The 8,131-nt window shown below is 50.6% G+C and carries 5 protein-coding genes, 5 tRNA genes and 1 pseudogene; 9 read left to right on the top strand and 2 right to left on the bottom strand.

The genetic code is table 11. The annotated features are described in order from the left end of the window. The first annotated feature begins 162 nt into the window (after positions 1-162). The 9 genes and pseudogenes from NFS22_RS15065 (at position 163) to NFS22_RS15025 (ending at position 4,716) form a co-directional block, all read left to right on the top strand. Positions 163-236 (top strand) — tRNA-Gly (locus tag NFS22_RS15065). A gap of 3 nt (positions 237-239) precedes the next feature. Then, positions 240-316, top strand: a tRNA-Arg gene (locus tag NFS22_RS15060). Positions 317-351: 35 nt separating this feature from the next. Then, positions 352-428 (top strand) — tRNA-His (locus tag NFS22_RS15055). A 56-nt stretch (positions 429-484) separates the two neighbouring features. Then, a tRNA-Gln gene (locus tag NFS22_RS15050) sits at positions 485-559 on the top strand. Between the two features lie 39 nt (positions 560-598). Then, positions 599-674: transfer RNA gene (locus NFS22_RS15045), tRNA-Lys, on the top strand. 67 nt (positions 675-741) lie between these two features. Continuing rightward, positions 742-1,164 (top strand): transposase, encoded by a 423-nt coding sequence (locus NFS22_RS15040; RefSeq protein WP_420908873.1) that lies wholly within the window; start codon positions 742-744, stop codon positions 1,162-1,164. Between the two features lie 15 nt (positions 1,165-1,179). Then, positions 1,180-1,518 (top strand): annotated as a pseudogene (locus NFS22_RS15035) (recombinase family protein); the annotation flags it as partial. Between the two features lie 40 nt (positions 1,519-1,558). Beyond that, on the top strand, positions 1,559-2,461 hold the full coding sequence (locus tag NFS22_RS15030; protein ID WP_251318533.1) for a recombinase family protein: 903 nt from the start codon (positions 1,559-1,561) through the stop codon (positions 2,459-2,461). A 1,277-nt stretch (positions 2,462-3,738) separates the two neighbouring features. Further along, the gene (locus NFS22_RS15025) at positions 3,739-4,716 is read left to right on the top strand and encodes a tetratricopeptide repeat protein (protein WP_251318532.1); all 978 of its coding nucleotides are present in this window, start codon (positions 3,739-3,741) and stop codon (positions 4,714-4,716) included. 635 nt (positions 4,717-5,351) lie between these two features. Here the strand turns inward: NFS22_RS15025 and NFS22_RS15020 are convergent. Further along, a complete protein-coding gene (locus NFS22_RS15020; protein WP_251318531.1) occupies positions 5,352-6,170 on the bottom strand; it encodes a carbon-nitrogen hydrolase family protein in 819 nt (272 codons plus the stop codon). 67 nt (positions 6,171-6,237) lie between these two features. Then, the gene (locus tag NFS22_RS15015) at positions 6,238-8,112 is read right to left on the bottom strand and encodes a glycoside hydrolase family 13 protein (protein WP_251318530.1); all 1,875 of its coding nucleotides are present in this window, start codon (positions 8,110-8,112) and stop codon (positions 6,238-6,240) included. Between the last annotated feature and the right edge of the window lie 19 nt (positions 8,113-8,131).

The following is an 8,131-nucleotide window of genomic DNA, read 5'->3' as shown; positions in this document are numbered from 1 at the left end:
TGACGGTCGTATGTATAAAAAAATTAGGTTACACTCGGTCGTTTGACCTTGTGTAACCTAATATTAACGCCTGCCAACATACAAAAATTTGCACAAAGCCATTGACAGGCGCTTGAAAATATGATAATATTCATAGGCTGATGTAAGGGGCGCACCGTCCATGCGGGTGTAGTTCAATGGTAGAATCCCAGCCTTCCAAGCTGGTCGCGTGGGTTCGATTCCCATCACCCGCTCCAAATGCGCCTGTAGCTCAGGTGGATAGAGCAGCTGCCTTCTAAGCAGCGGGCCGGGGGTTCGAGTCCCTTCAGGCGTACCAGCCAGTTAAGGTGTGGCCGGGGCATCAGTAATATGGTGGGTGTAGCTCAGTTGGTTAGAGCACCGGATTGTGGTTCCGGGTGTCGAGGGTTCGAGTCCCTTTACCCACCCCACATTGAGGCGGCAGGGCCGGAGCTTCTGCTCCGGCCTCAAGTCTTTCCCCATACACAGGGGTGTAGCCAAGTGGTAAGGCAAGGGACTTTGACTCCCTCATCCGCTGGTTCGAGTCCAGCCATCCCTGCCAGCCGCCGTAGGCGGCCCAATACGCCCCATTCTCTTATGTGACCCAGTAGCTCAGCCGGTAGAGCAACTGCCTTTTAAGCCGTGGGTCCGGGGTTCGAGTCCCCGCTGGGTCACCATGATAAGTTGACAGGCTACACCAAGGGGGTAGTCTGTCACTTTTTATATTAGAACACCGCAAACCCGTTGCGCCGCAGTGGTTTCACTGCGGCATTTCTATTTGTAGGAGGAAAATATAATGAATCCTGCTTCCTGATCATGCCCTACTGTAATACGGTGTGTATGAATCTGTTTTTGAGGGAATTGTCCAACCAATTCCCTGACGATATCGTTCTGCTTTGCTGTGATGGTGCTGCCTGGCACAAATCGAAAATGATGGACATCCCAGAAAATATTGTCCTTTTTTACATTCCTCCCTATACGCCGGAAATGAATCCCATTGAACAGATTTGGAAAGAAATTAGGAAACGAGGCTTTAAAAACGAAGTCTTTCCTTCTTTGGATAAGGTTGTGGATCGTCTCTGCCTTACCATTTGCTCCCTCCTGCCTGAGCTCATCTCTCACATTACAGGGAGAATTTGGATTTTAAATGCTTTTATTGGTGATTAGTATAAAGTAGTACGCTGGATATTTGAACGGTATCTTGCTGGTGACAGCCTTGGGAAGATTGCTACTGGGCTGGAGCAGCAAGGTATTCCCTCTCCCACTGGAAAGCCCAAATGGAACCGGGAAGCTATCGACAAACTGCTTTCCAATGAGAAATATACCGGACGGGTATTGCTCCAGAAGACAATCAGCACTGGCGCGGTTCAAATTGAAAACAATGGCCTCATGGAACGGTATCTCTATACCGGCTCCCATGAGGCCATTATTTCTGATGAGATGTTCATGGCAGTACAGCAGGAGAAGCTATGTCGTTCCAAAGAACCCCAGAATCAGGTTGCCATGAAGCTCTCGTTTTGATATAATAAAGAAAACTGCAGAACTGCGGGAGGCTGTGCGAATGCGAAAGGTGACCGAGATTCCTCCCACGCAAGATCATCGTCCGACAGAACTGCGTCATCTTCGTGTAGCGGCCTATTGCCGGGTCAGCACAGAGTTGGAGGAGCAGACCAGCAGTATCGAATTGCAGGAGCGGCACTATTCACAGCTGATCTCAGGAAACCCCCATTGGGAAAATGCTAGAATATTTTTGGAAAGAGCCACGGGTCTGAATTTGAAAGAGCGGCCTGAGTTCCGCCGGATGATAGAAAAGTGCCGAAGAAAGAAAATTGACCTGATCCTGACAAAATCTATCAGCCGGTTCGGACGCAATACGCTGTACATGCTGCGTTCACTGCGGGATTTGCGCGGTTTAGGCGTAGAAGTCTATTTTGAGCAGGAGGATATGTGGCTGAACGAACAGCGAATACAAATCCTGCTGACCGCTTACTGTGCCTTGGCCCAAGCTGAAAGCGAGGACATGAGCCGGAATATCAAATGGGGGATCAAGAGAGGTTTTGAGAGAGGAACCTCTGGTTACGCTAAGTTCGTGTGTTTCGGTTACAAGCGTGGGGATGATGGAAGGTTGGTCATTGATGAGCCTGACGCTGAAATCGTTCGGAGAATGTTCGAGATGAGAGCCGCCGGATACAGCCTTGGAACAATTTCAAATTGGTTGTATGAGAACAAAATTGTTTCACCTACCGGAAAACCCCACTGGAGCCGGGAGACCATCAGCAAGCTGCTGAGAAATGAAAAATATGTGGGGGATGTCCTGTTGCAGAAAACTTTCGTGAAAGATTTGTTTTCTGGCAGACAGATTAAGAATAAAGGTGAGTTTGATAAATTTCTGATTCATGAACACCACCCAGCGATTGTAAGCAGAGAGTTATTCTATGCGGTCAATAAAAGCGACTTAGAATAGATTAAGGTGGAGAAGTGAAGCAGAACAATAGTGTTCAGCCTTCTGAAGATAAGGCTATCCGGCTGCATGTGACACAAGAAGAGAAGAAAGTTTTTCTGTTATGGCTACATGATAATTATCTGAATGGGAGATAGCATTTTATGCCAAGTAAAAACACGGCAAACAGATACCCCGCAACGGCGGAGCGCTTGTAAGTAAAAAAATCCCGATTTCAATCTCCGACAAAATTCAAATAGTCATGGTTATACTTACATTTTTATCTTTGATTGGTGTTTTGTTAACACTTAAAGAAATGCAGGTAGAGCGTAATGCCGCATATAACCCGACTATTTTAATGAATGCATCGGACTTTAGTATTTCATGGGACTCCAACGGTCAAGAAGGGTGGCTTGCATCGTTGCCAGATACATCAAATAGCAGCTATGAAGTCAATAGTGATGGAAGTATCACAGGTACAATTAGTTTGTCAGTTAACATATTTCCTGGCAAGCGCAGAAAAAGTGCTGGATTCAAAGTGCAGCCGACCCCCCTGTCCCATCTGCGGAAGAAAGGGCTACGTCAACCAGTGACGTTGTATGCCCCTGGTTGATAGCAGTAAGCCGCAGGAATTTTTTCAATCTTTTCCTGTCCAACGCACGGGCGTTTCCTGTGCCGTTTGATGGTAACGCAGATGAGCAACAGAACGTGAAGAAAACTCCGCACGGTTCCAGTCATTCGGCCGAAGCTGATTAAAACAGCCTGCCAGGGTAACGTACATAACTGCAGAAGCAACAGCAAAGGACGTTGGCCCCTCAAGAAAATGTGATAAGGTGTTTGGGGAGACATGCGCAAAAATAAAATCCCAATCCGGTCCAACGCCGCTGAATATTTAACTTTTACCGCCTCCCTTTATCTGAATATATTAGCCATGAGCAAAACTCCAATCTGCGTATCAAGAGACACAATATATAGTATCCTCTGGCATAAGAAATCCATATATCATGTATCTTGATTTTACCAAAGCTGCGTTTTGCTCATCTCTACTGAATATATGCTAGATAAGCACAAATTGTCATTCATAATCTGCGGTATAAGGAGAACATCATGATAGAAAACTTAATTAAAACTTTTTGTACAATGTTGAATGCTACGCAGGTATCATAGCTGACGCTGTCTTAAATCAGGCAGATATAGAGTCCGATGCTGACCTTCTTCATTCGCTGGATACAGAATATACGAATACGGTCAAAACACAGTCAAAGCCTGTCACAGATTTTATCAAACTGGAGCAGCAGGCTTTGGATCATGAAAGCTTTAAAGAGTTAATCGCTCTTGTACGTCGACTTTGTCCGTTAAAGTATGAGGATAGCGGAGCGCTGATTAACGCTATAATAAAGAAAACAGAGTATCAAAATAAAATCCCAATTTTAAAGATCATGGAATGGATCCCTTATGCTGAACAGGTTGTCAAACGGTTTCGGTATAATTACACGTTGGAGATTGCCAGTTTGCAGTATAATATTGCCACTGCATACTCCGTAACCGGAAACTACACACAAGGATTGCGTTATATTACACCAGCAATTTCAACACTAGAAAAATTGAGCATTGCAACTGATCAATTGGCCTTGGCCTACAACCAAAAAGGTTATATCTATTATTCAAGGCAAAACTATAGTGACAAACGGGCCTATACTTTTTATCAAAAAGCCCTATTACTTCCTAATGTCAAAGGCCGTACTCGTGCGGAAACAAATGAAAGTTTAGCGCTTTGTCTGCATGGAATGTATGAAAATGGGGTTAAAAAAGGCGTTGACAAACAAGTTTTAAACAACATTTTAAGGCAAGCGGAAGGATGTCATTTTCAAGCAAACAAATTTTTCCTGGAATCAGGAAATGAGTTACATCTGGCCAGCTCTTACAATAACACAGGAGATTATTACCGGTTAATTGGCAACGCATATTTGGCAATTCGATATTATAATCGTGCCCGCAGAATTCGAGAGAAAGAGCAGGCAGCCGCTAGTCTTGATTTGTCAACGACTTATTTTCGGTTGGGCGAAATCTATCTTGAGATGTCTGATAAACAAAACCTTCCTGGATGGAAGAGAGGCAAGCGGGTAAAGTATGCCCAAGACTATTATAAACTCTGCTATCAGATTCGTGTAGAACAAATTGCCAAGGGTAATGTGTCTCGCAACGTGGATAATGTAATAAAACGAATCAATCAATGTGAAGCAATTCTGAGCGAACTAGAGCTGGCTGGAGAAATCTAGAAATCAAGCTTATGGATGAACCAGCCTTGATTATAGAACTGCTTTATCAAGAATCAAGGCTGGTTTTTATATGCATCTCTTGTAAATCAATGGGTTTCTGAAATGGGGTTTTCTGGGAAAAGATGGAGTCTTAAAAAGTTGAATGAGTCCTGCTTTTCAAACAATTTTATCGAAAAGTGGGACTTGTCATATCTGGAAAACCTTGCGGCGCAGAGATAAGCAAACCGATTGGTGTCAGTGAGCATCGGATCACCAACAATCTGCCAACGGAGTTGGAGAAGCAACTACCCCTATTGAAGACATTCAAAAGCACATTCAATGACAAAAATGGCAGTGATTTATGGAAAAGAGCGATGGATATCCCTGAGTGCAAAAATCGATTTTAACCACTTATTCTACGTCGGAGCGAAATCCGCTCCACTCCATTTTCAGGCGGCCTCTTTCTGAGGTCGCCTGAAAATTGTGTTCCGTTTTTTGCTCCTCCTTTCCCAATCGAACCCGCTGCGCTGGGCTTCCTTTGTGGTGAGGATTGTATCTCGAAAGCTGAAACAAGGGAGCCAAAGCCTAATTGGTTTTGGCTCCCTTGTTTTTACAAAACGCATGCAATATGGTGTGGTGCTTTGCCGCCTGGGGCGTTAAATGGTGTAGAGCTCCGGCCTGCGGTCCTTGTAGGCGGGCAGCCTGGCGCGGACGGCCTCGACACGGTCCAGATCCACATAGACCGGCACAAGGTCCTCCGCCTCGCCGGCGCTGGCCGCTGGAACGCCCATAGGGTCCACCGCCACACTCTCCCCTGTACTGCCCGCACCGCACTGATTGCACGCCAGCATATAAACGGTATTCTCAATGGCACGGGCGGTAACCAGGGTGCGGAAATGCAGGCTTTTCAGCTTGCCTGCCGCCCAAGCGGTGGGCATAACGATAATGTCCGCGCCTTTGGAGCGCTGATAGCGGGCCACCTCAGGAAAGCGCACCTCATAGCAGACGAACAGTCCGAGCCTGCCAAAGGGGGTATCAATGGGCTCAAAGAGCCGGCCGCCGGGCTTGTTGGTGTCGGATTCCCGGTAACCAAAGGCGTCGTAGAGATGGGTTTTGCGGTAGTGGGAGACAAGCTCGCCCTCGGCGTTGACCACAACGGTGGTATTGTAGCTGCGGGGGTCAGCGGGGTCCTCCACGGCTTCGTTCATGCCAAAAATCACCCAGACGCCATACTCCTTTGCCAGCTTACGCATTCCGGTGACAAAGGGGCCGTCCAGAGGCTGGGCGGTGCTCAGGGCGATTTCACGGCTGGTTCCCACAGGGAAAAAGCTCATATACAGCTCAGGAAATACGATCACGTCGGGGTGATAGAGCCCAGCCGCCTTTGCGGCCGCCTTTTGGGCTTTCTCCAGATTCCTTTCAGGCAATCCGTCGGAGGCCATCTGGGCCAGAACGAATGTGCTTTGACGCTGCATGAAACATCCTCCTTTAGTTGGAAATTTGTGACATATATGGGGCGGCCCAAGGCCGCCCCTGTTCGTATCATCCATTTTGAAGCCCGCTGCTGTCCACAGAGAACACCGAGCCCGACCGGGGCGGGAGGAGGAGTGTATATGTGCCGTCGTCCTCCGCCCGAAGGAAGCCGGCCTGGCCCAGAATAAGCTGAGGCCGGCCCTCCTCCACAAGAAAGGTGTGTTCATTACTGCCCGAATTGAACACGCACAGTAGCCGTTCCCCTTCCGTCTCCCGGATAAAGGCCAGCAGGGGCCCCTTGCCGCAGAGATACCGGATGGAGCCCCGGCGCAGGGCCTGGTGCCGCCTGCGCAGCCGGCCCAGGGCGCGGTACCACTCCAGAAGGTCCATATCCTCGTGCCCCCAGGGGTAGGTCTGGCGGTTGAAGGGGTCTTCAAAGCCCTCCATGCCCACCTCATCCCCATAGTACACCGTGGGGGAGCCGGGAAAGCAGAACATCAGCAGGGCGGCGGCCTTCAGCAGGGCCCTGCCCCTGGCCCGCTGCTTGGGGGACAGCCTGTACTGGGCCCGCCACTCCTTGGTCTGGTCCCGGTACTCGCCCCCTGCCCCCAGAAGGGTAATCAGCCGGGGGGTGTCGTGGGTGTCCAGGGAATTCATGGCGGAGTAGAAGGCGAAATGGGGATAATTTTCCCGAATGGTCTCCATCACCTTGACAAAGCCCTCGCCTCCGCCCCCCTGGAAAAAGGACAGAATGGCGGAGCGGAGGGGATAGTTCATCAGCCCGTCGCAGTGGCCGCCCAGAATGTGCTTGCGGCGCACGCCGTAGGCCACCTTGGTGGAGCCGTCCTCCCAAACCTCGCCAATGACTACTGCGTCCGGCTTCTCCGCCCGGGCGGCCTCATGAATGCCGTGGACAAAGTCGTCGGGCAGCTCGTCGGCCACATCCAGCCGCCAGCCGTCTGCCCCGGCCCGGAGCCAGCGGCGGACCACACTGTCCTCTCCGGCGAAGATAAAGTCCCGGTAGCCCGGGTCGTTTTCGTTGACGGCGGGCAGGGAGTAGATGCCCCACCAGCTGTCGTACTTCTGGGGCCACTGGGTAAAGTGAAACCAGGAGTGATAGGGGGAGTCCCAGCTCTGATAGGCCCCCGTCTCCGGATAAAAGCCGTCGCCGTTAAAGTAACGGCTGACAAAGCCGGTGTGGTTGAACACGCCGTCCAGAATCACCCGCATCCCCTGCTTGTGGGCCTCGGCGCACAGCCGGGAGAAGTCATCATTGGTGCCCAGCATGGGGTCCACCCGGCTGTAGTCGGCGGTGCCGTAGCGGTGGTTCTCCGCCGCCTCAAAGATGGGGTTGAAGTAGAGGGTTTCCACTCCCAGGCTCTTTAAATAGTCCAGCTTTTCAATTACGCCCTGAAAATCTCCGCCGAAGAAGTCCCGGTTGCGCACCTCTCCCCGGTCGTCGGGGCGGTATTCGGGGAACTCCTCCCAGCTCTGGTGGACCCAACGGCCCCCCACCAGTCCCTCCGGGTCCGGAACTCGGCTGCGGCGAAAACGGTCAGGAAAGATCTGGTAGGTGACCCCCTGGCCGAACCAGTCTGGGACGGTCTCGTCCCCGTTGTAGACGGTGAGCTGATAGGGGCCCAGCTCCTGCTTGCCGCCGTTCAGCTTGACCAGGCGGAAGGAGTACCAGATCAGGCCCACGTAGCCGGTGGTGTCCAGCTCCGCGGAGAACAGGTCCTGGCCCAGCTCATGGCCCTGCCAGGGCATCTTCATAATAACCGTCTCGTCATGGCGGCTTTCAAAGCGGGCTGTTATGCTGGCATGGGAAAAGGTCTCGGTCCGGGGGGGACGGAGGGTAAACTGCACCTGCGTCCCCGTGGCCACCGCGCCGTAAGGGGTTTTGTAGCGGAGGTCGCGGGAATCGTAGGTAGGCAAATATGGCATTGGTATCACTCCGAGTTCA

Origin of the sequence: Flintibacter muris (genome assembly GCF_943192995.1) — a bacterium.
Taxonomy (GTDB): Bacteria; Bacillota; Clostridia; order Oscillospirales; family Oscillospiraceae; genus Lawsonibacter; species Lawsonibacter muris.
This window is presented reverse-complemented; position numbering and strand designations above follow the sequence as displayed.

Bases quoted from the DNA above. Each gene is read 5' to 3' on its own strand.
- NFS22_RS15030 (WP_251318533.1), top strand. From the start codon at position 1,559: ATGCGAAAGGTGACCGAGATTCCTCCCACGCAAGATCATCGTCCGACA.
- NFS22_RS15020 (WP_251318531.1), bottom strand. From the start codon at position 6,170: ATGCAGCGTCAAAGCACATTCGTTCTGGCCCAGATGGCCTCCGACGGA.
- NFS22_RS15015 (WP_251318530.1), bottom strand. From the start codon at position 8,112: ATGCCATATTTGCCTACCTACGATTCCCGCGACCTCCGCTACAAAACC.